18 protein-coding genes are annotated in these 23,834 nt (G+C 69.0%); 12 read left to right on the top strand and 6 right to left on the bottom strand.

What is annotated here, in order from left to right; translation table 11 throughout:
* Window positions 1-13: 13 nt before the first annotated feature.
* The 4 genes from PBV52_RS48085 to PBV52_RS48070 are packed head-to-tail and all read right to left on the bottom strand — an operon-like array spanning window position 14 to window position 5,983.
* Window positions 14-1,273, bottom strand: a complete 1,260-nt coding sequence (locus PBV52_RS48085; protein ID WP_373921988.1) for a nucleotide sugar dehydrogenase — start codon at window positions 1,271-1,273, stop codon at window positions 14-16.
* Window positions 1,270-3,036 (bottom strand): NHL repeat-containing protein, encoded by a 1,767-nt coding sequence (locus PBV52_RS48080; protein WP_274248299.1) that lies wholly within the window; start codon window positions 3,034-3,036, stop codon window positions 1,270-1,272. The genes PBV52_RS48085 and PBV52_RS48080 overlap by 4 nt, the downstream gene beginning before the upstream one ends.
* An 11-nt stretch (window positions 3,037-3,047) precedes the next feature.
* The gene (locus PBV52_RS48075) at window positions 3,048-4,691 is read right to left on the bottom strand and encodes a hypothetical protein (protein WP_274248296.1); all 1,644 of its coding nucleotides are present in this window, start codon (window positions 4,689-4,691) and stop codon (window positions 3,048-3,050) included.
* Window positions 4,688-5,983: an LLM class flavin-dependent oxidoreductase gene (locus tag PBV52_RS48070; protein ID WP_373921987.1), complete on the bottom strand. Its 1,296-nt coding sequence runs from the start codon at window positions 5,981-5,983 to the stop codon at window positions 4,688-4,690. Before PBV52_RS48070 ends, PBV52_RS48075 begins: the two co-directional genes overlap by 4 nt.
* Before the next feature lie 704 nt (window positions 5,984-6,687).
* Between PBV52_RS48070 and PBV52_RS48065 the strand changes: the two genes are divergently transcribed.
* The 12 genes from PBV52_RS48065 to PBV52_RS48010 all read left to right on the top strand — a co-directional run bounded on the left by PBV52_RS48065 (window position 6,688) and on the right by PBV52_RS48010 (window position 19,304).
* Window positions 6,688-6,891 (top strand): hypothetical protein, encoded by a 204-nt coding sequence (locus tag PBV52_RS48065; RefSeq protein ID WP_274248294.1) that lies wholly within the window; start codon window positions 6,688-6,690, stop codon window positions 6,889-6,891.
* A gap of 175 nt (window positions 6,892-7,066) precedes the next feature.
* Window positions 7,067-8,515 carry a hypothetical protein gene (locus tag PBV52_RS48060; protein WP_274248292.1) on the top strand — a complete coding sequence of 483 codons (1,449 nt, stop codon included), beginning with the start codon at window positions 7,067-7,069 and terminating at the stop codon, window positions 8,513-8,515.
* A gap of 28 nt (window positions 8,516-8,543) precedes the next feature.
* The gene (locus PBV52_RS48055; protein WP_274248290.1) at window positions 8,544-9,308 is read left to right on the top strand and encodes a class I SAM-dependent methyltransferase; all 765 of its coding nucleotides are present in this window, start codon (window positions 8,544-8,546) and stop codon (window positions 9,306-9,308) included.
* A gap of 16 nt (window positions 9,309-9,324) precedes the next feature.
* Complete coding sequence (locus PBV52_RS48050; RefSeq protein WP_274248289.1) at window positions 9,325-10,113, top strand: glycosyltransferase family 2 protein; 789 nt, start codon at window positions 9,325-9,327, stop codon at window positions 10,111-10,113.
* A 5-nt stretch (window positions 10,114-10,118) separates the two neighbouring features.
* Window positions 10,119-11,405 carry a YcaO-like family protein gene (locus PBV52_RS48045; RefSeq protein WP_274248287.1) on the top strand — a complete coding sequence of 429 codons (1,287 nt, stop codon included), beginning with the start codon at window positions 10,119-10,121 and terminating at the stop codon, window positions 11,403-11,405.
* A gap of 604 nt (window positions 11,406-12,009) precedes the next feature.
* On the top strand, window positions 12,010-13,656 hold the full coding sequence (locus tag PBV52_RS48040; RefSeq protein WP_274248286.1) for a hypothetical protein: 1,647 nt from the start codon (window positions 12,010-12,012) through the stop codon (window positions 13,654-13,656).
* Window position 13,657: 1 nt separating this feature from the next.
* Complete coding sequence (locus tag PBV52_RS48035; RefSeq protein WP_274248284.1) at window positions 13,658-14,338, top strand: hypothetical protein; 681 nt, start codon at window positions 13,658-13,660, stop codon at window positions 14,336-14,338.
* A complete protein-coding gene (locus PBV52_RS48030; protein ID WP_274248282.1) occupies window positions 14,335-15,054 on the top strand; it encodes a response regulator transcription factor in 720 nt (239 codons plus the stop codon). The genes PBV52_RS48035 and PBV52_RS48030 overlap by 4 nt, the downstream gene beginning before the upstream one ends.
* On the top strand, window positions 15,051-16,616 hold the full coding sequence (locus PBV52_RS48025) for a class I adenylate-forming enzyme family protein (RefSeq protein ID WP_274248281.1): 1,566 nt from the start codon (window positions 15,051-15,053) through the stop codon (window positions 16,614-16,616). Before PBV52_RS48030 ends, PBV52_RS48025 begins: the two co-directional genes overlap by 4 nt.
* Window positions 16,613-17,872 carry a type III PLP-dependent enzyme gene (locus PBV52_RS48020; protein WP_274248279.1) on the top strand — a complete coding sequence of 420 codons (1,260 nt, stop codon included), beginning with the start codon at window positions 16,613-16,615 and terminating at the stop codon, window positions 17,870-17,872. Before PBV52_RS48025 ends, PBV52_RS48020 begins: the two co-directional genes overlap by 4 nt.
* Window positions 17,869-18,132, top strand: coding sequence for a phosphopantetheine-binding protein (locus PBV52_RS48015; protein WP_274248277.1), 264 nt, complete (start codon window positions 17,869-17,871; stop codon window positions 18,130-18,132). The genes PBV52_RS48020 and PBV52_RS48015 overlap by 4 nt, the downstream gene beginning before the upstream one ends.
* Entirely contained in the window at window positions 18,129-19,304 is a 1,176-nt protein-coding gene (locus PBV52_RS48010; RefSeq protein WP_274248275.1) for an acyl-CoA dehydrogenase family protein, read from the top strand. The genes PBV52_RS48015 and PBV52_RS48010 overlap by 4 nt, the downstream gene beginning before the upstream one ends.
* Before the next feature lie 9 nt (window positions 19,305-19,313).
* Here PBV52_RS48010 and PBV52_RS48005 read toward each other — a convergent pair whose 3' ends face one another.
* Together PBV52_RS48005 and PBV52_RS48000 are read right to left on the bottom strand one after the other, a co-directional pair.
* Window positions 19,314-22,994 (bottom strand): ABC transporter ATP-binding protein, encoded by a 3,681-nt coding sequence (locus PBV52_RS48005; RefSeq protein ID WP_306801480.1) that lies wholly within the window; start codon window positions 22,992-22,994, stop codon window positions 19,314-19,316.
* A 121-nt stretch (window positions 22,995-23,115) separates the two neighbouring features.
* Complete coding sequence (locus tag PBV52_RS48000) at window positions 23,116-23,790, bottom strand: TetR/AcrR family transcriptional regulator (protein WP_274248271.1); 675 nt, start codon at window positions 23,788-23,790, stop codon at window positions 23,116-23,118.
* Window positions 23,791-23,834: the final 44 nt, after the last annotated feature.

Here is a 23,834-nt window from a genome sequence, read left to right as displayed (position 1 = left end):
CCGTGGGGAGCGGTCAGAGTCTGGTGACATTCGCGCCGTCTGCGCGCCCCCGGGTGTCCAGCACCCGTCGCGCATGCTTGGCGATCTCGTCCAGGTCGTAGTGACGGTGGTGCTGGAGCACCACGGTCAGCTTTGCCTCGGAGACCGCGGTGATCAGGTCGGGAACCCGGACGAGCCGCTCACCCGCGACGTGCCACTCGGGCACGAACGGGTCGTGGTAGGAGAGTTCCGCGCCGAGGGCCCGCAGTCGCTCGGCGACGACCAGGCTCGGAGACTCGCGGTCATCCGCGATGTCCGCTTTGTAGGTGACCCCGAGCAGCAGCACGCGCGAGCCCCGTAGAGCGAGCCCGTCCTCGTTGAGCAGCCGGATCACGCGGTCGGCCACGAAGGCGGGCATTCTCCCGTTGATCTCCTGCGCCAGCTCCACGAAACGGAACGGATACCCGAGGCTGCGCACCCTGTGGGAGAGGTAGTTGGGGTCGATCGGAATGCAGTGTCCGCCGACCCCCGGTCCCGGGCGGAACGGATGGAAGCCGAAGGGCTTGGTGGCGGCCGCGTCGATCGCCTCCCACAGGTCGATGTCCAACTCGTGGCAGAACACGGCCATCTCGTTGACCAGGGCGATGTTGACCTGTCGGTAGGTGTTCTCCAGCAACTTGGACATCTCGGCCACCGAGGGCGAGCTGACCGGGACCACCCTGTCCGCGAGGCGTTCGTAGAAGCGCACTGCCGCCTCCGAGCAGGCCGGTGTCACCCCTCCCACCACCTTCGGGGTATTGCGCAGCGAGAACTCCCGGTTGCCCGGGTCGATGCGCTCCGGCGAGTAGGCGAGGTGGAAATCGCTGCCCACCTGTAGCCCCTCCCGCTCCAGCATGGGGAGCAGCACCTCCGTCGTCGTGCCCGGGTAGGAGGTGGACTCCAGGACTACGAGGGTGCCCGGCCGGATGGTGAGGGCGATCTGTTCGGTAGCCGCCCGTACGGCGTCCAGATCCGGAACGCCGTCGCGCAGCGGCGTGGGGACGCAGATGATGACGACGTCCGCGGAGGCGAGGCAGCCGGGGTCGGTGGTCGGTACGAACCCATCGGCGAGGGCCTGGGCGACCTGCTCGTCCGTGATGTCGTCGACGTGGCTGCGCCCTTCGGCCAGCCCCGCGACCCGTGTGTCGTCGCGGTCCAGGCCGTGCACACGCAGACCCGCCCGCACCGCCTCCATGACCAGGGGCAGTCCGACATAGCCGAGACCCACGACCGTCAACCGACGCTGATCCGTCACGAGGCAGCACTCCCCACTTTGTCACCGTCTTCGCGCAGTGCCGCGAGGGGCACGAGCAGCACTCTGTCGTTGAGGTAGTCCGCAATCGAAATGACGTCACCTGAGCGGCAGACCCTGGCGAGGCGAGGGTCCGAGAGGCTGTCGACGGCATGGCCGCGCCGTCGTCCGTACACGCCGGTCACCACTCCCGATGGCGTCAAGCGGACGACGCGGTGGTTTCCGCTGTCGGTCACCAGCAGTTGACCGCCGACCAGGTCGACGCTGCGGGGCGATATGAAAGGCGACTCGGTCCCCGCCGCCCGGCGCGGGGTGATGTTCCGCAGCCGGGACTCGCCGTACGGCAGGGCGGAGATCCGGTCGTGGCCGGTGTTCGCGAACCAGACCGTGCGCTCGTCGTCGATCACGGCGTCATGGACGTCGTCCAGCGGCAGCAGCGTCACTTCGCCGGGGCCCAGGGCCGCTCCGGTCCGCTCACCGCACCAGGCGTGCAGCACTTCTCCGGTCCGCGGGTCGAAGAGCAGCACCGCGTTGAGCCCCGTGTCCGTGACCAGCCAGCCCGGACCGCTCTTGCGCACGGCGTGCGGGTCGATCAGGCCGACGGGCCTGCCGGCGAGGGATAGCCGCAACTCCTGCCAAGCGTCGGCGTCATGGCCGGGCGACAGGAGCAACCGGCCGTTGCGGCTGTCGGAGACGACCGTGGAGCCGTCGATGACCGAGGCGTTCCGCGGCCAGAACAGGTTTCGGCCGAGGGCGGAAGCCGTGTGGACGACATCGCGGCCGTCCGCGCCGAAGGAGGTCACCCGGTTGTTGTAGGAGTCGGCGACCAGATACCCCGCGGGCGTGGCCTCGAGAGAGCGGGGCAGATGGAACACCCCTGCCTCCACCCGGCTGTCACCGTGGACGGCGGTGACCCTGCCGTCCAGATCCGCCTCAAGGATGCGGTCGTTGCCCGTATCGGTGATCAGAAGCAGGGATCCGCGGGCGGAGACGGATGTCGGATGCCACAGACGGCCCGGTCCGCTTCCCACCCTGCCCACCCCTCCGAGCGACCAGACAAGTTTGCCGTTCCAGTCCACGAAGAGCACCCGGTGATTGCGTGTGTCCGCGATCACGACTCCGGAGGGCAGCGGGATGGCGTGCTCCGGGCTGGTGAGGCACCCCTCCTCCGACGAGGGGTGGTTGCTGCGCCCGTACTGCCACACCACCTCGCCGGTCAGGGAGACGACGACGACGCTCTGGCTCTCCCGGTCGCACAGCAGGTAGTGCCTGTCATCGACCGGGACGGCCGAGCGCACGGACCGTAGGGTGAACGGGGCGGGAAGCCGGTCGGCGGTGCGGCCGTCCGCGGACACCAGAAGCACCGCCTTACGCGTGTCGTCGCTGACCAGCCACCGGTCCTGCCACTGGCAGGCGAACCACGGGGAGATCCCCGGCAGGTCCAGGTGACCGTGGATCCGGCCGTCGCCGTCGATGCGCGTCAGCCTGCCGATCTCCGGTTGTGCGACGACGGCCAGTCCTTCGGCACAACGCGCGACGCCCCGGGGCCCGGTCAGTCCCGCGACGATCTTCCGGCGGGCCGGGGCACCGCGGCGGATGATCTCTGCTTGCCCGGACCAGTACGAGACGGACAACAGGACATCGGGGTCGAGAAGCAGGCTCCCCGACCGCCAGTCGTGCGGCCTGGACGGAGTCGTGCTGCCGGGCAGGTATCCGAGCCCGATCTCTGTCACGCCGCCGGGGAGGGCGGCCGAGATCGGCACCATGGGCTCCACGATCAGTGTCCCTTCGATGCGGAGTCGTGGCGGCGACCGGCGGGTCGTGCGCGCAGGCGCCCGAGCAGCCGACGGGCCTTCAGGGAGAGCGAGACGACGCTGCGCTTACCGTCGACGTACACATGGGGGCCGGCCACCGAGAGAGTGTGCGGCCCCACCGGGTAGGGGCCGCTTGCGAAGGGTCCGATCCGGGTGACTTCGACTTCCGCGAACTCGCTCGGGCTCAGCCTCACGACCTCGTTGACGACCATCCGCCAGCCGTACCGCCCGGCGTCGTCCTGGGCGGGGCGCAGCAGTCTTCCGTCGCGTACGAACGGTGCCCCGGCCGGACGGCTGGAGGTGACATCGCTCTTGACAGGGTTGCGCAGGTGCGGGCGCCAAGGCCCCCAGGGGGTGGAGGCGTACCAGATGTACAGGTCCGTGTCCCGTGGTTCGAAACAGTCCGTGTAGAACATCCACCAACGGCCGTCCCACCGGAAGACCGTGGGGTCACCGGCGGCCACTCCGGTGAGGAGGTCGCGGTCCTTCTCCAGGCGCGGAGGGTCCTTAAGGCGGTAGACCGACACCGCGTTGTTCCATCCGGTCTCCGGGACACAGAGCGTCTCGCCGTGGTGCTCGAAGAGATAGGGGTACGACATGTGGAACGTCTCCTGTGCGACCACCTCCGAGCCCGACCAGCCCTCCGTCTCCGAGTACGTCGTCGCGATCAGCCGGCCGCGACGGGTCATGTGGTCGAACTCTTCGGCGTACACCACGCCGGGGTCGCCCGGCAGCGGGATCGGGTCCGCGACGTAGGTGTCAGGCCGGGTTCCCGGATGCCAGTGGAAGTGGTCGCCCGTCACCGATCCGTCCATGACGTTCTCGACCGGCGCCTTCACCACGCCGATCGACCAGTACGTCTCGGTGACGGCGTCCCGCAGCGCCTTGGCACAGCGCCTGCTCACCAGGGTGACGGCGAGGCGGACGCGCCGCAGAAAGCCGAGCGTGGCCGTTGCAGGGGAGACCTGTCCTCGGTCATGCGCGGCCGCCGGATGCGGCAGCCTGAGCCGGACGGCGCGCGCGGCCCGGGACGGGAAGCCGGCTGCTCCGCGCAGGACACGGTCGGTCGTTCCGGCGACCGAGGCGGCTACGACGCCGTACTTCCCGTCCACGAGCGCCCGGCTCTCCCCGTCCACGGTGGTGCGGATCAAGGCCGCGGTTATCGTCAGGTCGCCGTCGAGCAGTGCATGTGCGGCCATCCGTGCCGGGCGCGTGGGGAACGAGAATCGCCACACGCCGTGGACCGGCACCTGGAACGTGATGTCCTGGTGCCGCTCGCGCAGGTCAAGGACGAAGTCGAGGTCGTGCTCGGCCAGACGGGCCGCCACTTCGCCCGCTTCGACGTCGCAGGCGGGACATGCGAAAGCGTCGGGATCCGCGTCGGCGAGCGCCACCGACCGCCTCGCCGGATCGTGGAGGACGCCGGTGCGCCCACGCCTTGTAGAGGGTGCTGCGACCCGGAGCAGCGCCACACAGGTTTCCCCCTGGGCCACCAGCCCTTGAAGGCACTGAGTGTGCCAGTGACGCGGGGCGGCGGCATCGGTCAGTACCGCGAACCGCAGCGCGGTGCCGGGGTCGAGCTCCGGTATCGGAGAGCCGGTGGTCACAAGTGGGCCCGATCGGGCGCGAAGCGGTTGGCCGGTCGAGAGAGGCCATAGTGCTCGCGTAGCGTGCTGCCCTCGTAGTCACGGCGGAAGATGCCACGGTCCTGAAGGATCGGTACGACTTGGTCGACGAACACCTCAAGTCCGGAGGGCATCACTGCGGGCATGAGGTTGAACCCGTCGGCGGCACGGTTGTCGAACCAGTGCTGCATCGAGTCGGCGATGCTCTCCGCGGTACCGACCAGGGTTCGGTGGCCCCGCCCCGGCCCGAGACGCTCAATGAGTTGACGGACGGTCAGGCGTTCCCGCCGGGCGAGGTCGACGATCAGGGTGAAGCGGCTCTTGACGTCCTCGATCTCGCTCTCCTGGGGGAGATTCGCCGGCAACTCGCGGTCCAGGTGGAGCTCGTCCGGAGACAGCCGGAGCCGGGAGGCGAGCTGGAGTTTGGCGTACTCGGGAAGAATGAGCCGATCGAGCTCATCGGCCCGCTCCTGGGCCTCGCTCTCTGTGGATCCGACGACCGGGACGAGACCGGGAAGGATCTTGACCATGCCGGGGTCGCGGCCGGCCCGCGCCACTCGCTTGGTCATGTCGGCGTAGAACCGCTGCGCCTCCTCCAAGGTCTGTTGAGCCGTGAAGACCGCTTCGGCGTACCGGGCGGCGAAAGCGCGTCCGTCTTCCGAGGAGCCGGCCTGGACGAGCAAGGGGGATCCCTGAGGGCAGCGGGGTACGTTGAGCGCGCCCTCGACCCGGAAGAACTTCCCGGCATGGGCCGCGGGGTGGATCTTCGCCCCGTCCCCCCAGACGCCGCGCACCTTGTCCGCGACGACCGTATCGTCCTCCCAGCTGTCCCACAGCCGCAGAGCGACTTCCACGAACTCCGCGGCCCGCGCGTACCGTTCATGGTGCGGGGGCGAGTCGTCGAGGCCGAAGTTGCGGGCGGCCGCCGCCCCGGAGCTGGTGACGATGTTCCATCCGGCACGTCCGGAGCTGATGTGGTCGACGGACGCGAACCGGCGCGCGAGGTTGTACGGGTCGTTGTAGGTGGTCGAGGCCGTGGCGATGAGCCCAATGCGCCGGGTCACCCCGGCCAGCGCCGTCAGGACGACGGTCGGCTCCAGTGTTCCGGAGGGACGCCGGCGGATGTCCGTGGTGAGCTTGGGATTGTCAGCCAGGAAGACCGAGTCGAACTTCCCCCGTTCCGCGATGACCGCCAGGTCCCTGTAGTGATCGATATCCGTGTCCGCGACGGGATTGCTCTCCGGCAGCCGCCAGGCCGACTCGTGATGGCCCACGTTGTGAAGGAAGACATTGAGGTGCAGCGTCCCAGTGCGTCTCGTACTCAGTGCTTGCTCCTGCCTGTGCGTAGCTATTCGGCGGACTCGGGTGCACGCGGGCGTCACCGAGCCGGCCGTACGACCGGCTTCTTGACGGCTCTCCCATAAGGGCGCTAGCAGCAGACCGCCCTTGATACTGCCGTGCGTCCCGGAGTCGCTCCAGGCAATTGCCCGGCATTTACCTCCAGGTTGAGTTGCCGGTTTCTTGCCTGGCCCGCCTTGCGTCCGTTCGTTTCTCATGGCGGACGCAGACATGCAGCTTTTGATCGACGCCCGTAGGTCGGAAGAGCTGCACGGTCTGCTCGGACCGGTGGGCCGGAAGAACATCTGGCAACTGGCCGCGCACGCTGGTCACCACAGGCAACTGCCCGGCAACTTGTCGAGAGCCATTCGGCAACTTCGGTCGTCCGCAGTTGCCGGTCAGTTGCCTGGACGCAGCCGGCTGTGGCCGCCCAGAATTGATCGATACGACTGTCCGTTTTCAGAATTCGAAAGAACCCCTTTCTCGGTAGGCCGAGAATAAAGAAGGTCTTGCCAATATAACTCGACTGTGCTTCAGTTTTTTCGGCTCGCTGACAAGCGACTTCACGGTCTTCAAAAAGGCGCCTCCCTGCAGGGGCTTAAAAGCCAGCGGGCTATCCGCCTACGCGAAAGGAATCCTCATGGAAGCCTTGCTTGAGATTGAAGAGCTGGAGCTCTACCTGGACGGCGGCACCACCGTGGCCGAGGAAGCATCGACTCAGCTGGGCACCTACGCTCCGACGCAGCTGGGCACCTACGCTCCGACGCAGCTCGGTACGTACGCTCCGACGCAGCTCGGTACGTACGCCCCGACCCAGCTCGGCACGTACGCTCCGACCGTCTGACACACGCTCCTGAGTGAGCCGGGGTATGGCGTCGGACACCGGCATCAGAGCGTTCGGCGCCATACCCCGAACATTTCCTGAAGCAGCAGAACCGAACGGCATTCAGACCGTGAAGAAAACATCTTGGGTCACCGGAACAGCGCCCGACCCTATTTCCCTTCCACTCCCTTCTTCCGTGTTCCAAGCTGCACACCGCGAACTCCTCACGGAACGACTGAACGCCGCCTCGGCGAAATACCGTGTCTCCGAGGGACTCTCCGACAAGCCGGTGGTGCGTGACCTGCTCGCCGCGTCTCCCTGCAGGGCCCCGCAGCCCGGCATCGGACATATTGACGTGCCCTGGCCCGTCTCTCTCGCTCCCATCGTGCTGCCCGCCCGGCTGATCTCGGAGGTGCGGAACATCGGCGCCCTGGTGCCCGACGCTCTCCGCTGCTCGTGGGACACCCTCGTGGCCTGCGGGGACATACGTTCGTTCATCTTCCGGTCGCCGAAAGCGGAAGGCGAGCACTTCGACCCCCGGCAGGCGTACCCGCTCGGCGACGCGCCTCTCTTCCGGCTGGACCTCCTTCTCGAACAGAACGGCACCGAGATCGTCCCTTGGCTGGTGGACATCAACCTCATGGCCGGCATGGCCGGCGTCACGGCCGAGATCCAGCAGGCCTATGCCGCCTACTCTGAGCTCGTCTGGGGCCCGGACGCGCTCCTCGGTTCCTTCGACCTCGACGCCTGGGCGCGGGGCATCGCCGACGGACTGCCGGACCCCGCTCCCGGCACGGGCGTGATCGACTACGTCGTCCGGTCCGGGCACGCCCTGGTGCCCGACGCGCAGGCTGTGGTGTCCGCACTGCGGCGCAACGGCACCCGGGCCCGGCTCACCTCTCTCGACGAACTGCGGTTCGTCGAGGGACGGCTGACCGACGGCTCCGGCGACAGGGTCCAGCGGGTCGTCCGGCAGGTCCGGGCGACGACCAAACACGCGGCGACCGCGGCCGTGAGGCTGCGTGAGGCCCAGGCGTTCCAGCACCTCACGGACGCCTGGCGGTCGGGTGCCGTCCGTATGGCTCCCGGGTTCCACATGTATCTGGAAAGCCACGCCTGGATGCACTACTGGCACGACGAGGAGTTCGCGCACAGATTCCGCGCCCTGCACGGCGAAGCGGACCGGTCGTACCTGATGTCCCGCATCCCGCCCACTCTTCGGGTCGTCGACGGGGAACGAGTGGCGCCCACCCGGTTCTCGGTGCGTGAGCGTCGGCCCGGTGATCTCGACGGGGCCGTGCTGAAGCGGGCGGACTCCACGGGCGGTGCGGGGCTGAAGATGACCAGCCGGCCTGCGTCGGCCGGCGAAAGGGCAGAGCTCACCGACTCACTCACGGCCTCGCACCACGAGGGGCTGCTGCTCCAGGAGCGGGTCCGCCAAAGCCGGTTCACCTTCCCCGTCTTGGACGCCGACGGGGAACCGTCACCGGTCTCCGGAACGCTGAAGCTCGCCGCCTACTTCCGAGGCGGGACCTATCTCGGCGGACATGCCCTCCTCACCCCCGACGACCGCCGGCGCCTTCCCCCCTCCTCGGCTCTGCGTCTGCTGCCCCTGTTCGTTCCGGTGTACGGCTCCCGCGGCTGAACCGTCGCGCTACCGAAAGGTTTTCCCGGTGTCACAAGACCTGTGGTCGGCATTCCGGACCGCGTGGGGCCAGTCCGCCCAGGGTTACGACTCCCTGTACGGGCACGGCCTCCACTCGGAAGCGGAGCGCACCGCCTGGCTGCTGCTCCTGCGGCGTCTCCTGCCCGCTCAGGAGACACCGCTCAAGGTCCTCGACGTCGGTACCGGGACCGGCATGATCGCCCTCCTGGTGGCCGAGCTGGGCCATGAAGTGACCGGCGCCGACTACTCCGAAGCGATGCTGGAGGTGGCCGCCCGCAAGGCCAAGCAATCCGCGCGGGACCTGAACATCTCGTTCGTGCACACCGACGCCATGCTCGGCGAACTGGCGAACGCGCAGTTCGACGTGGTCGTCTGCCGACATCTGTTGTGGGCCCTCCCCTACCCCGAGGAGGTGCTGCGCCGCTGGAGAGAAGTGTGCCGTCCGGGCGGGAAGATCATTGTGATCGACCAGCTGCGCCCCCGGGTGCACCCCGTGCGCCAGGGCGTCCGGGAGCTGGCCGACCTGCTCAACCCGCTGATCGGCAGCGGTGACAGCCATGACGGTGACTTCCCGAAGATCCCCCTCCACGAGCAGCCGCTGAAGCGGGCCACGTCTGTGCTGCCGGTCGCCAACGCCATGCGCCGGGCCGGCCTGGTCCGGGTCCAGGGAGAGCGCCTGCCGTGGATCGACGCGGTGGAACGCCCGGCGATGCCCCGGCTGGAACGCTGGGCCCGCCGTTGGAACCGCTACGTCGTGGAGGGGTGGGTCTGAGGTGACCCAGCTCGGCATGACGAGCCTCTCCGCCGCCGACCGCGGCACCCCGGCGAACGGCACTCCGGCTCCTCGGGCACTGGTGCTGGTCCCGGCACTGGCCGAGTCCGGCCGGGTGTCCGGTGTGGTCGGCTCCGTCCTGGACGCGCTCGACACCGATGTACTCGTGCTCGACGCGGGCGGCAACGCTTTCAGCGCCTCGGCCTTTCCCGGCCGGGTGACCTCCGTCGGCGTGCCGCGGGGCGTGGGATCGGCGGTACGGCACGGCATCGAGTACGCCATGGACCACGGCTACGACGTCGTCACCCGGATCGACGGCGACGGCCAGCACGATCCCGCCGTGCTGCGGGAACTCCTGGCGCAGCAGCGGGCCGGAGCCGACCTGGTGCTGGGATCCCGCTACCACCCGCTGTCCCACGTCGTCGCCGCGCCGCCCACCGACCGCATCGCGCTCAACGTCATGTTCCGGTCCCTAGTCCAGCAGGTCTGCGGTCTGGCGATGACCGACGTCATCTCCGGCTGCTGGGCCATGGGCCGTACGGCGATGGAGTTCCTGGCCCCGCGGATCCAGGTGCGGGAATACGGGAGCACGCTGGAAATCCTGCTGCTGCTCGGTCTGGCCGGTCGTTTCTCGATCACTGAAGTACCGCATCCCGCCATCTACGCCGGGCTGGGTGTGGAACAGCGGTACGGGGCGGATCGGCTCGGCGACCGCTGCGCCCGAGCTGCCGTCTACCTGGAAGTGGTGACCGACGTCATGGACCGCCATGGCGTCGACGCCTGGCCGCTGCTCGTGCAGAGGTGACCGCGATGCGCGAATCACACGCCGGGGCTTCCCGGCTCGCGGAGTTGCTCAACGGTGTGCTGTCGCCGCCGCGGGGTGGCCATACCGCGTACGGCGACCGGCACACCGTCGTGGTAAGCGCTGGGCTGCACCGGGCGGCGACCGGAAACCGGCCGCCTGTGGACAGCCTGGGCTGTGCCGAGATCCTGCATGGCGCGGCCAGCGACCCGGACCCTGCCTTGGCCACCCTCAAAGCACGGATGGAAGCGGTGGAACGCTATGCCTCCGTCACCTGTGCCGAACAGCTGTCGACAGTTGCGTCAGCGGTCGAACTGGGGCCGGGCGCGCTCCCCACGCGGGTCCTGCCCCGCCACGACCCGGGGGAGCCTGGCCCGCGCTCAGGCACGCATGGCGTGCTCGGCGACCGGGACCGGGTGCGTTGGGTACGTGCGACTCGCTGCGGGGACGGGGCCGTGGTGTACGTACCGACGGTCATGGCGTTCAACACCGCGCCCCGGTACCCCGGGGAGGAGTTCTGGGTGCCCGTCTCCACCGGCACCGCCGCGCACCTGTCCTGGGCGCAGGCGCTGGAGAACGCGGTGCTCGAGGTCGTCGAGCGTGACGCGGTCGCGCTCACCTGGCTTCTGCGAACCCCCGCGGAGAGGCTGCCGGACGGATTCGGCGATCCCTCGGGAGCGGAACCGGAAGCCCGACTGCCGTACTCCGCCGAGCACTTGCGGGAGTACACCCTCGCCCGCTGGGACATCACCAGTGACCTCGGTATCCCCACCGTGCTCTCGGTCCTACGTGGCCCCGGACGCAGCGTGCACCAGGTCGTCGGAGCCGCGGCACGCCGGACACTATGGGCTGCCTCCGCGGCGAGCGCTGCGGAGGCAGCCCAGATCCACGCGGGTCTGGAAGCCTCCGTGCGCGCGGGAGACCGGGCGCCCAGGAGCCCGGTCCGATGCCGACGCGTCCATGACGGCGCCCTCTTCATGGCACCGGAGAGCATGGCTCACTACTTCGACTTTCTGGGCGGCTCCAGGCCGGACGACGCCACGGAGCCGTCCCGGAACCTGACGCCCGGTTCCGATCCTGTCCGCCGGCTGATCGAGGCCGGGCACGAGATCTACGCGGTGGATCTGACACCGCGCGACGTCGCCCCGTCCGGCGTTCGCGTCGTGCGGGCGATCATTCCCTCCCTCCAACCACTGTCCCCCGTGTTCGCGGCGCGATACCTCGCGAGCGACCGCCTCCGTCGCACCGGAGTGCCGCTCGCCGAGGTGAATCCGATGCCCTGTCCCCTGGCCTGAGGAACGGCATGCTCCAAGAAGACCCCGGTCGCCGCAACAGCGTGCTGCCCGTCGTGCGGTGCACGGCACAGGACGCCTTCGGACAGCAGGTGGCCGATCTCGTGGCCGCGTACCTGCAGCGCCATGAGGTGCCCGGACGTCGCCCCGCCCAGGGTTCCGGCAGTCCAACTCTGGTTGTCGAGGCCTCCGCGTCTCCCGTATCGGCACTCAGCGCCGACGAACACGAGGCGCAGTCGGCGGGCACATGGACGCTCCCTGTGCTGAGCAGTCCTCACGGTCTCTTGGTCGGCCCGCTTCGGGACGCCGGACAACCCTGCGTTTCCTGCCTGTTGCAACGCAGTGACCAGCACCAGTGGGGACTGAAACCGTTCTTCGCCACCGATGGCAGGCCCTCCGGGGTGTCCGGGGTGAGCCCGTTGTCGGCGAGGGCCGCGGCCGCGCTGGTGATACGCATGGCACTCCGCACGGGGCGCGACGGTGCCCCTGCTGGGCTGGCCTGGCACGTGGAGTTGCCACCCCACGGCGCGCGCGCTCTGCACATCCTGCCGATGCCGTACTGCCGTCGGTGCACGGGCGGTCGGGACGCCTCGGCCAGGGAGGTCTCATGACGGACGCAATCGATCTGAGCCTGCCCGAACTGCCGTTGAAGCCTCGACTCAGGCCGGGGGTGACATGGGCCCTGGAGAACGATGCCATGGTCGTCCGGGGGGCCAACCGGACGCACTATGTCCGTGGGCGGCACGTCGGCCGACTGCTCGTGCCCCTGCTCTCCGCCATGACGGGCCGGGCCGACCAGACCGAGCTCGCCGCGGCCGCGGCCTGCTCGGAGGCCGTCCTGCACAAGGCGCTGCGGCAGCTGGATTCCATCGGAGTCCTGGAGGATCTGGCCGGTTGCGAGGACATCCCGGACACCCCGTTGTCCGACTGGTACGCGCGGGCCACCGCCGACACGGGCCTCCACTCCAGTGGCCGGGCAGTGGTGCGGTGCCTGCAGAACCAGGTGATCCGGCTGATCGGCAACGGCGGACTGCACTCCCGGGTCGGCGACCTGCTGACGGAGCACGGCCTGACGGTGCGGACGAGTGCCTTCGGCAGCCCCGACACCATCGACCTGGACGGTACGGCCGACCTGACCGTCGTCATCAAACCGTGGGCCGCCGATCCGGCGGAGCTCATCGCCCTCGACGACGCCATGGCCGTGTCGGGAGGGCGCTGGCTTGTCGTTCTCGAAAGCGAGGACGGCGCCTTCCTGGGCCCGCTGCTCGACAGGAGTCTGTTTCCGTGCCTCGGCTGCGCCCGACGGGCCCTGCCCGATCGGGCCGGGCAGGAGGAGCCACCGGCCCCCGAGAACACCGACACCCTTGTCGAACGGGAGACGCGCACCGATGTCGTGGCCGCCTACGTCGCGGCCGAGTGTCTCGCTCTGATGGCGGGCGTCGGCCATCCCTCCACCGTGCGCCAGATCATCGGTCTGGGAGACGTCGAGGACGGCATCACCGTGCGGTCGGTCAGCCCGGCTGCCGACTGCCGTCGGTGCGTATCCGAGGGACCGGTGCGGGACACGCCGATGGCATCGGCCCATGTGTACGAGTACGCGGTCGCCGGGCTTCCGGAGGACCTGCACGGAGGCCGGGCCCAGTACGGTCACTACACCGCCGCGAACATGCTGGCCCAGGTGCCACGACGGCTGTGTGTCGATGAGACGGCGTTGTGGAGCACCGACGTCCGCGAGCCGGCCGTGATCGAGCACGGGCCGTGGGCGCGGTTGAGCGCCCTCCTGACCGAGACCTACGGACTACGGCCCGGCACTCTGCGCCGCTATCCGCCGACCGGCGGAAACATCGGCTCACCGCGGGCGCTGGTCTGGTTGCCGGAGTCGATATGGGGTTCGGAGCGGGCCGGTCTGCACAGTTACGAGCCGCAGATCGACGCGTTGTGCCGGCTGGAGGTCCCGCACGGGGCGCACGACCTGCTCCGGGCGTCGGCGGGCGACACGACCTGCGTTCTCCAGGTGGTCGACATCGAGCCGCTGGAGAGCAAGTACGGTCCCCGGGCCCCGCACATCGGCCGACTCGACGCCGGCGTGACCCTCGAACACCTGTTGATGGTCTGCGAGGCCCGGACGATCACAGCACGCCTGTCTTCTCCCGTGTGCGCCGGGGAGTTCTTCGACGCGGTTCCGCGGCTGTCGCGGCAGCTGCTCCTGGCCGGGCTGGTCGAACTGCCGGACATCCACACGGGGAGCGAGTGACATGACGGGGTATCCGCAGTTCGCGCAGGCCCTGGAGGAGGCGCGGGATCCGCGGGCGGGCGCGGCCGGTACGGACGGTCTGCCGCCCTGCTTGCCGGAACGGGGGGACACGCCGGTGCCGCTCCCGACGCCCGCTGACCCGGCGGTGCCGTTGCCCGCCGCCCTCGCCGATCGGCGGTCGACGCGGCTCTACGCGAAGCAGGAGGTCCCGGCGGCGGCGGTCTCGGCAGTGCTCTCGGCCGCCCTGAGGTTGACCCCGCTGTTGGGCTGGGCCGTGGTCGTCCGGCGCGCGCAGGGCCTCGCCGTCGGCTCGTACCACGTCGAGGCGCTGTCGGACGGCGGCTTGAGGCTGCACCGAGTAGGGCCCGTCCCGGGTGCCGAGGCATGGCCGCAGCGCGAGATTCACTTCGCTCCCGTGATCGTCGTCGCCATGGCGAACCTGCTCGTCCCGGAAGGGAGGTCCGCCGCCCCGCTCTACCACCTGGCCGGACGGTCGGCCTACCGGGCGCACATGGCGGCCGCGACAGCGGGTCTGGAGTCGTGCCTCTTCTACGGCCCCACTCTCGCGGGGCGCACCGCCCTGCGCTTCGACCATGTCACCCGCGCGCCACTCATCGGCCTGTCAGTGGGGCTACCGAACCCGAAGTCAAGCTCCCTTCTCACCAAGGCGATCGCAGAATGAAACACGGAACGTCGCTGGCGAACACGCCGGCCATTGCCGAGCAGGACACCCTGCACGTCTCGCTCTTCGTCGAGGACGAACTTCTGCGGAAGGGGCTCCAGAAGCAGCTGAGCGAGCTGGCGATCGTCCGGCTCGCCCACAGCTGTGCCACTCTCGCCGAACTGTCGCGCGTCCTGTCGCAGGGGCAGACGGACGTGCTGGTCGTCTCGGGCTCCCAGAGTGCCGCGCTGCGTGCCTGCCTGTCTGGACGTTCCGGCCCGGCACCGCGGGTTCTGGTCCTGCTCGACGAGTCACAGCTGACCTCGACGACACCGCTGAACACCCTGCCGGCCGACGGCTTTCTGCTGCGGGAGGAAGTGACCGAGCAGACCCTGGACCGGGCCTTGGCCCAACTCGCCAGGAACGAGATGCCGATGCCACTCCGGCTGGGCAGGCGGCTTGTCGCCTCCCTGGAGGAGCCCGGCCGGGGCCGGTTCCCGCTGTCCCCGCTCACGGCACGCGAGCGGGAGACCCTGGTGCACCTGACGGAGGGGCTGAGCAACAAGCAGATAGCGCGGCAGCTCGGCATTTCCGACCATGGCGTCAAGCGGCTCGTGGGCAACATCCTGTTGAAACTGGGAACGCCCAACCGCACGGCTGCCGCCGTGTTCGCGCTGGAGGCGGGGTTGCTCACGGACACCCCGTCCGCAGCGGCCGCGCGAGGTGAGCGCCGATGACCGCCACTGTCCACGAAGGGAACACAGCCGGGGCCTCGCCCACCGGGCCGGTGTACGAGTGGCTGGCGAAGGCTGCCGAGCGAGTACCCGACGCGGTCGCGGTCCGGGACGAGACCGCCGTATGGACCTACCGAGAACTCGACCGGTTCAGCAGGTCGGTGTGCGCCTGGCTGAAGGGCCAGGGCGTTCTCCGGGGGGACCGGGTAGTCGTCTGCCTGCCCAACTCCCGGACGGCGGTGGGTCTGTTGTACGGCGTCATCCGGTACGGCGCTGTGTTCGTTCCGGTGAGCCCCGAGTCGCGGCCGTACCAGCTCGCCGCGCTGCTGCAGGACTGTCGACCGGTCCTCTTCGTGCACGAGGGACGGAAGGAACACGACCGCGACGTCCCTGGGGGCGATGCCCGGCAGATCTCCGTCGACCAGCTTCTCGCGGACCTGCCCGCCCCGCTGTCACGCGCGCACGCGGATCGGGCGGATCCCTCCGACATCGCTCTGCTGATGTACACCTCCGGATCCACGTCCCGGCCCAAGGCGGTCGTCTGCCGGCACGAACAGATCGCCTTCGCGGTGGCAGCGGTGGCGAGCCGACTGGCGTACCGTCCGGACGACGTCGTCTACTGCAGGCTTCCGTTCTCCTTCGATTACGGCCTCTATCAGATCTTCCTCTGTGCACAGGCCGGAGCCGCTCTCGCGGTGACCGGCCATCAGCCCGAGCCCGCGGTGCTGAAGTTCGCCGCCCAGTACGGAGCGACCGTTCTGCCACTGGTACCGACGCTGGCGGTCCTGCTGCTACGGCTCGCGCGACGGGGCCGGCAGCTGCCACCGGTGCGTCTGATCACCAACACGGGTGCCGAGCTGACGGCGGGTACGGCCGCGGAGTTGCGGTCCGTGTTCCCGGGAGCCGCGGTCGTCCTCATGTACGGCATGACGGAGTGCAAGCGGATCACCATCGCCGGTGCCGACGAGGATCTGCGCACCCCCGGCACCGTGGGCACGGCGCTGCCCGGCACGACCGTCGACATCGTGGACGAGGCGGGGACGGTCCTGTCTCCCGGGCAGCCCGGCCAGATCGTGGTGTGCGGACCTCATCTGATGGACGGTTACTGGCAGGCCTCCGGGCCCACCGAAGCGCGCTACCGCCCACATCCGGTCACGGGTGAGCGGGCTCTGTTCACGGGCGACTTCGGGATGCTCGACTCAGCGGGGCGTCTGACATTCCTCGGCCGGGACGACGACATCTTCAAGCGGCGCGGCATGCGCACCAGTGCGGCCGAGATCGAGGCGGCCGCCCTCGACGTACCCGGAGTCGTCCAAGCCGCGGTCAACCCGCCCGGCTCGGACGGCAGGTTGCACCTGTGGGTGGTCTCGGACGCCGGTCCCGCCGATGTCCTGCGAGGGCTGTCCGAACGGCTGGAGCCCGCCAAGGTTCCCGACCACTGCTGGGTACGGGAACAGCTTCCGCAGACGGCGCACGGAAAGGTGGACAAGCGGCGGCTGCGCGAGGCCGAGCGGGACCTGCCGGGACCTGCGATGCCAGTGACACGGACGGGCACCAAGCCGTGATCGACTACGCGAGCCGCTACGGCACCCCCTTGTACGTCTACCGGCTGGAGAAGGTCCGGGAAGCGGTCGCCGCACTGCGGCGCGGACTGCCCGACGGCTCCCGGCTCTACTACTCCCTGAAGGCGAATCCGCACCCCCGGATCGTGCGGGAGCTGACGGACCTGGCCGTGCACGCCGAGATCAGCTCGCCCGGCGAACTGCGGGCGGCCCTGGCCGCTTCCCAGTCTCCGTCCGACATCCTCTACACCGGCCCCGGCAAGACCCTCCAAGAGATGCGGACCGCGATCCGGTCCGGGGTCCGCCGCTTCTCCGTCGAGTCCGCCACCGAGCGGGACCGGCTCGCCGAGGCCGCCGAGGCGGAGGCGGAGGACATCGGCTGTCTGATACGGATCAACGCCCCCGGCCCGGCGGCAGGAAGCACCGGGCTGCGGATGACGGGAGTGCCCTCGCAGTTCGGCATCGACTTCGACCAGGCCTGTGCCCAGCCCGGCCTGTTCCGGGCCACCGGCCGACTGCGCCCTGTGGGGCTGCACTTCTTTCCCGCCACCAATGTCGCCGACCCGGCCGCGCTGGCCGAGGAGTTCCGGTTGAGCGTGGAGACGGCCGCCGCCCTGCGCGAGAGAACCGGTTTCGACCCCGAGCTGATCGATCTCGGAGGGGGCTTCGCCGCTCCCTTCGCCAAGCCGGGAGACCTCCCGGACTACGGCGGCCTGCGTGCTGTGCTCGAGTCGGTTCTGGACCGCCACCTTCCCGGATGGCGGGACGGCCGTCCGGTCATCGCCTTCGAATCGGGGCGCCACCTCACTGCCGCCTGCGGCACCCTGCTGACCACCGTGCTCGACATCAAGGACAGCGGCGACAGGACGTACGCGATCCTTGACGCGGGGACGAACGTGCTGGGCGGCATGTCCGGACTGGGCCGGATCATGGCCCCCGCCGCCCTTCCGGAACCGGGCGCGGACGCCGGTGCCGGCACGCGGGAGGCGTCGGGCGGCGAGCCGGCCCGCGAAGCCGTCACCCTCGTGGGCCCCCTCTGCACCCCCCTCGACGTGCTCAGCCGGTCGGCGCCCCTCGGGTCGCTGAAAGTGGGAGACGTGCTGCGCATTCCCAACACGGGTGCCTACGGCCTGACCGCGAGCCTGTTGGCCTTTCTGAGCCACCCCCCGGCCACGGAGGTGGTCGTCGACGGCGCCGCCGAGGTGCACGTCCGTCGGCTCGAAGTGATCGAGACACCACTGGAAGGTAGAGAGACATGACGGCCCCCTGGGACTCGGCGTTCGAGTCCATCCTGCGCTCTGTGCTGCGCACCCTGTCGGACGGTGAACCGCTGCGAGCCGACCTGGACCTGGCAGCGGCAGGACTGGACTCGATGGCCAGCGTCGAACTGCTGCTCATGCTGGAGGAGAACTACGACGTGGAGATTCCGGACGAGTTGCTGCAGCCGATCACCTTCGCCACGGCGGGCAGCCTGTGGCAGGCGGTCTCCGGACTGCCCACTGCGGAGCCGCAGGCATGACGGCCCCCGGCCAGATCGTCGACGACGTCCTGACGGACGTACTGGAAACGCTGCGCAAGCACGCCGCCCACGCCGACAAGGAGGCGTCCTTCCCCGCCCACGGCATGGCAACTGTCCGCGGGTCGGGACTCCTCGGATTTCTCGTACCCGTCGAGTACGGCGGCTGGGGCGGGGATCTGTCGGCCCTGGTGCGGACCGCTCAACGGCTGGGCGGCGCCTGTCTGAACACAGCGACGATCTGGGCGATGCACTGTCAGCAGGTCGATGCCGTGGTGCGTTACGGCACGAGGGAGCTCAAGGAGGAGCTGCTGCCCTCCGTGGCACGCGGGGAGACCTATCTCGCGTCGATCACCACGGAGGCGGTCAAGGGCTGGAGCTTCGTCTCGGCCCAGTCCCCGGTCGTCCCGGGCGCGGACGGGCTGCACCTGGACCGATGGGCCCCCGTGGTCTCGGGCGGGGCACACGCCGACGGCTTCCTCCTGACGATGCGGGCGGCCCCGGACGCCCCCAGCCACGAGGTCTCGTTGGTGTACGCCGGACGCGACCAGGTGAGCGTCGAGTGTTCGGGTGACTGGGACACTCTGGGCATGCGGGGCATGGAGAATGTCTCGCTCAAACTGAGCGGCACCGTGCCCGAACGGAATCTGGTCGGTGGCCCCGGCGGCTTCCGCACGGTGGCCTCCGAGAGCGCCATTCCGCTGGCGCACCTGGGACTGTCCGCATGCTGGCTCGGCGCCGCACGGGATGTCTTCGCCCAGCTCATCGGCCATCTGCGCAACCCACGCCGCAAGGGCGGCCCCACCCTCACCTCCGACCTGGTACGGGAGCGACTCGCCCGGATCCGTCTCGACCTCGAACTCGTCCACGGTTACCTGGAGCGCGTGACCCAGGAGGTCGCCGAGGTTCGCGAAGGTGCCCGCGAGGTGCGCGCGGAGGTGCTGCAGATCCATCTGAACTCGCTCAAGTTGGCCGCCTCGGACCTCTCCTTCCGCGCGGTGGACCGGATGGTGGAGCTGGCCGGGCTGTCCACCGGCTACTCGTCGAGCAGCCCTGTACCACTGGAGCGAGCGCTCAGAGACCTGCGGTCGGCGAGCCTGAACTACTCCAACGACAGGCTGTGGACGGCCAACGGCGCCCTGACGCTGTGGGACCGCTCGGTGACCCTCGCCTGACCCAGGGGCCTACGTTTCGAGCACGGTGCGCGCTCCGGCGTGGCCTGCCGTTTCGAACGCCTCCCACATCGAGGCGTACTTCCCGCCCTCGGCGAGCAACTCCTCGTGCGTCCCCGCCTCGATGATCCGGCCGCCGTCGAGCACGACGACACGGTCCGCGGTCCGGGCCGTCTGCAGGCGGTGCGCGATCACGATCGTGGTCCGGCCGTGCGAGACGCGCCGCATCGCCGCCGCGACCCGGGCCTCGGTGGCGAGGTCGAGGTTGGAGGTGGCCTCGTCCAGCAAGAGCAGGACGGGGTCGACCAGTTCGGCTCTGGCCAGCGCGATGAGCTGACGCTGCCCGGCCGACAGGGACCGGCCACGTTCGGCCAGCTCGTGCAGATAGCCGCCGGGCAGACCGGCGATGAAGTCGTGGGCGCCGACCGCCCACGCCGCCGCCTCGACCTCGGCGTCGCCGGCGCCGGGCCGGCCGTAGGCGATGTTGTCGCGGACCGATCCGGTGAACAGGAACGCTTCCTGCGGCACGTAGCCGAGCCGGCGCCGGTACGACGGCAGGTCGAGCGCGCGGAGATCGTGGCCGTCGACGCGGATGGCACCCTCACCCGGATCGTAGAACCGTGCCACCAGCTTCATGATGGTCGACTTGCCCGCGCCTGTTTCGCCGACGAGCGCGACCGTCTCACCGGAGGCGATACGCAGACTGATGCCGCGCAGCGCCTCGGGTGGCCTGACCGCCAGGGCGTCGGCGTGCGCCACGGCCGGGTAGGAGAAGTGCACGTCGTCGATGACCACCTCACCCGACAGGTGACCCGCTTCCTTAGGATCCTCGGGGTTGGGGGTGAGGGTGTCGGTCTTCATGAGGTCGGCGATGCGGTTCCCCGAGACGCGGGTCTGCTGCCATGAGTCGAAGACCTGCGAGAACTGTTGGAGGGGTGAGAAGAACAGGTCGATGTAGAGGATGAACGCGATCAGAGCGCCCGCGGTCAGATGCCCGGACGTGACCATCCCGGCTCCCACGCCCAGGATGATGGCGACGGCGGCGTCCGGAAGGAACTGCACGAACAGGAAATAGGCCAGCATCAGCCGCTGGGCTGACATTCGGGAGACGATGTGGTCGCGGCCGAACCGGCGGTACTGGGCTTTGGCGGCCTCTTCGTGGACGAAGGCCTGGGCTTCGCGTATCCCGGACAGGCTCTCCTGGAAGTCGGCGTTGACGATGGCGATACGTTCCCTGGCCCGGCCGTAGAGAATGCTGCCGCGCCGTCGGTACAGCACGGTCGCGATGGCGAGCGGGACGACGAGGGTGAGCACGAGAGCTGCCAGTTCGGGGTTGAGTACGAACAGCGCTATACCCACGCCGGCGAAAGTGACCAGTGAGACGATCGCGGAGAGCATGCCGCTGTCGATCAGCGACTCGAACTGATTGACGTCGGTGGTCATCCGAGTCATGATCCGTCCGGCCATCTCGCTCTCGTAGTAGTCGAGGGACAGCCGTTGCAACTGGGCCCAGATCCGGATCCGCAGGGACAGCATGATGCGCTGGGCGGTCTTACCGGCCACGAACGTGCCGCCGATCTGAACAATCATGCCGACCAGGGCCACCGTCAGGTAGATGCCCGATGCGGTGAAGAGGGCGACCTCCGATCCGGCCGTCACGCCGCTGTTGATGCCGTTCTTGATCAGATAGGGGCCGGCCAGCGAGGCGAGCGCGTCGAGGACGACCAGGAGCAGGCCGAGCAGGAGCGGGCGGCGGAATTCCGACAGGAACCGGCCCAGCCCGAACGAGGGGTCCCGGCGTGACTCGGTCTCCAGGTCGATGGCCGGAATGTCGCGCACCGGCTTGAGTGCCGCCCCACGGCCGAGTGGTTCGGGAGCTGACGCCGCGTCGCTTCGCCGGCCACGGCCGCCGTCGCCCTGGCCGGGCTGACGCTTCTCGTTCGACGCCGTGGCGGTCGTGCCGGTGCCGGAAAGGGATGCCAAGGTCTCGACAACGCCGCCGGCCGCTTCCGCGTCGGGCTCCCCGCTGAGCAGTGTCCGGTAGAGGGCGCTGCGCTCCATCAGCTCGTCGTGGGCGCCGGTATCGACGACCTGGCCGTGGTCGATGACGACGACCCGGTCCGCGAGATGCAGGGTCGAGCGGCGGTGCGCGATCAGGATGGTGGTCCGTCCGGCCATCACCTCGCGCAGGGCGTCGTGGATGGCCTCCTCGGTGGAGGCGTCCACCGCGCTGGTCGCGTCGTCGAGGATCAGGACCCGGGGGTCGTACAGCAGCGCCCGGGCCAGGGCCACCCGCTGACGCTGCCCGCCGGACAGGCTCAGTCCCCGCTCTCCCACCGCGGTGTCGTAGCCGCGGGGCAGGTCCATGATGAAGTCGTGCGCACCCGCGGCGCGTGCCGCCTGCTCGATGTCGGCGTCGCTGGCGTCCGGGCATCCGTAGGCGATGTTGTCCCGAACCGACTCGGAGAACAGGAAGCTCTCCTCGAACGCCACGCCGACCTGGCTGCGCAGGGAGTGCAGAGTCACGTCCCGTACGTTGTGGCCGTCCACGAGCACGGCACCCTGCTGCGGGTCATAGATGCGCGAAACCAGCGCTATCGCGGTCGACTTGCCGCTCCCGCTCGGGCCCACGATGGCGACGCGTGACCCGGCCGGGATGTGCAGGTCGAGGCCGCGCAGCACCTCGGCACCTTCCGCATAGGAGAAATGAACACCGGAGAAGGTGATATCGCCGCGGAGAGCCGGCAGTTCTGTCGCGTCAGGCGCGTCGGCGATGGCAGGGCGCATGTCGATGAGCTGGAAGATGCGCTCGACGCCGGCCCTGGCTTGCTGCGCGACGAGAGGAAAGCGGGCCAAGCGGCCGGCGGGGGGAACGAGTTGGGCGACGTAGGTGGAGAAGGCCAGGAACGTGCCCAGCGTGATCTCGTGGCGTAACACCATCCAGCCGCCGAAGGCCAGGATGGCGACCTGCCCGAAGACCGGAACAGCCTGCAGGACCGGCTGGTAGCGCGCCTGCAGTCGCACCAGGCGCATCTGCGAACCGTAGAGGGCCCGCGAGGCCTCGGCGACTCGCTTGAGTTCCTGCTGCTCCTGGCCGAAAGCCTTGACGACCCGCACGCCGTTGAGGTCCTCGTCGACGATCTGGACGACGTCGCCCACGCGCTGCTGGGCGTCCCAGGTGGCGGGGAACACCTTCCAGCGCATCCGGTAGGAGAGCACGAGCACCGTTGGCACTATGGCGATACTGACGATGGCCAGCAGTGGGGACAGGAAGAGCATCACCCCGACCGCCAGCACTACCCGCAGGGCGTCGCTGCTCAGGAACGGGAAGTAGTTGAGCAGTCCCTGGACCAGGGTGGTGTCGGAATTGGCTCGCCCGACAAGTTGGCCCGTCGGCATGCGGTTGAGGTTCTCCGCGTCCATGGACTGAAGGCGGTCGTGCATGCCATTGCGAAGGTCGCACTCGACTTCAAGGGCAAGGCGAGCACCGGACAGACGGCGGAGAAATTCGAAGCCGACCGTGGCGGCGCCGAGCACCAGGACCAGGACCAGCCACGGCCACAGCGCCGATCCCTGGGTGAGTATGACGCCGTCGATGATCTGCCGCACGACCAGGGGCGTGGTGATCATGCAGGTACTGCCGAGTAGGGCGCCGAGCAGTGTGAGCACTATTTCCTTGCGGTGCCGGAGCATGTGAGCCGACAGGCGCCGAACCCATCCCGGACTGGCCGATGATTCTTCGGTCATCGACTCTCGCCCCATCATTACAAACTTCTCCACTGACACTCCGGCCTGTCGGATAACTGGTGTTAAATCAGGTGATTGACGGCAAGGTTTGACTGTCGGCGCCGTCCCGTGGGCGGATGCCGCGCAGGAAGACTGCAGTGATCCAGTCGGCGTTGGCCTGGAGAAGTGTGCGGTCGCGGCGGAAGCCAGGGTCGAGAAGTGCGGACAATTGAATGCCGGCCACTGCGGTTCGAGTGAACAACGCAGCACAAGTGTTCAGTTCTGGCACGGAGTAGCCATGCTCGGCGGCATCCTCGCTGAGGACAGCGGCTACAACATTGATGACGTTGTGGCCGTCGAATTCGTGCACCGCCCGTAACGGCTCTGGTATGCGGTCGCGCTCCATGACCAGGATCCGCAGAAAGGCCAGGCTCTCGGGCTCGGTCATGGATTCCAGGAGAATCAGAGCGACCCGGGAGAGTTTTTCCTCGGTATCGTGGGCCGAGTCGAGCAGCGCTTGGTCGAATCTGAAGTTCATCTTGGACGCGCCCCGCCGGATCACCGCGTGAAACAGTTCGAGCTTGTCACGGAAGTAGGCATGGACCGTGGTCTTCGAGACACCGGCCCGAGCGGCGATCTCGTTCATGGAGGTCTTGTCGAAGCCGGCGGCCAGGAACAACTCTGCGGCCGCATCGAGCAGGAAGGAGGGCTGATCGCTCGCGGGCCGGTTCACGCTATGGGTACGAGTACGCTGCGTTGCCATACCGGCATTTCCTCCACCGTCGAAAATCCTGCGCAGACAAGCTC

Source organism: Streptomyces sp. T12 (assembly GCF_028736035.1).
In the GTDB taxonomy this organism is placed as follows: Bacteria; Actinomycetota; Actinomycetes; order Streptomycetales; family Streptomycetaceae; genus Streptomyces.
Note: the sequence above shows the minus strand (reverse complement) of the source record. Positions and strands in the feature narration are given on the sequence as shown.